This is a genomic window from Alcanivorax sp. HI0044, from assembly GCF_001634945.1.
In genome coordinates this window covers 1-1,088 of sequence record NZ_LWEZ01000188.1, presented here as the reverse complement: position 1 = coordinate 1,088, position 1,088 = coordinate 1, and the positions used below count along the sequence as shown (strand labels likewise).

1 protein-coding gene is annotated in these 1,088 nt (G+C 54.2%); it reads left to right on the top strand.

What is annotated here, in order from left to right:
• Positions 1 to 161: 161 nt before the first annotated feature.
• Positions 162 to 1,088: alkyl/aryl-sulfatase (locus A3730_RS02235; RefSeq protein WP_197477231.1), on the top strand; the 927-nt coding region annotated here is incomplete at its 3' end.

Sequence of the window (1,088 nt, the reverse complement as noted above, 5' to 3'; positions counted from 1 at the left end):
AAAGAAGGGCCCAAGCCCGCTGAAGCGGCCACCAAGGAAAGTAATCAGGCGCTGAAAGAGTACTTGCCGTTCTCGGATAACACGTCTTTCGAGCTGGCCCATAAGGGATTCATCGCGCCGCTTCCCAAGGAAATGATCAAGGGTGAAGAGGGCAATCCGGTATGGGTTGGGATCCGGCCAAGTATGATTTTATTGAGGAAGGCTCGGAAGCACCGGAAACAGTTAACCCGAGTCTGTGGCGCCAATCCCAGTTGTTGAATATTTCCGGGTTATTTGAAGTGACCGACGGGATTTATCAGGTTCGTAATCTCGACCTTTCCAACATGACGATTGTGGAAGGCGAGAAAGGCCTGACCATCATGGATCCGTTGGTGTCTGCAGAAACCGCCAAGGTGGCGCTGGACCTCTATTACGAGCATCGCCCGAAAAAACCGGTGGTCGCTGTGATTTATACCCACAGCCATGTGGATCACTATGGTGGCGTTCGTGGTGTGGTCGATGAAGCGGATGTCAACGCGGGCAAGGTGGACATCTATGCGCCGGTGGGCTTTCTGGATGCCGCTGTTGCCGAGAATGTGATGGCCGGTAATGTCATGAGTCGCCGCGCCAGTTACATGTATGGCAACCTGCTGCCGCCCAGCCCGCAAGGTCAAGTGGGCGCCGGGTTGGGGACCACCACCTCAGCCGGTACGGTTACTCTGATTCCTCCCACCAAAATCATTGAAAAGACCGGTGAAGTCCACAAGATTGACGGGCTGACGTATGAGTTTCTGAATGCGCCAGGTTCTGAGGCGCCGTCCGAGATGCTCTATTACATCAAGGAAAAGAAAGCGCTCAATACCGCTGAAGATTCGACTCATACGCTGCATAACACCTACTCGCTGCGTGGCGCCAAGATCCGCGATCCGCTGGCCTGGTCCAAGTATCTGAATCAGGCGCTGGACATGTGGGGTGATGAAGTGGAAGTGATGTACGCCATGCACCACTGGCCAGTGTGGGGAAAGGACAAGGTCAATGAGCATATCAGCACGCAGCGGGATATGTATCGCTTCATCAATGATGAAACCCTGCGCATGGCCAATCAGGGC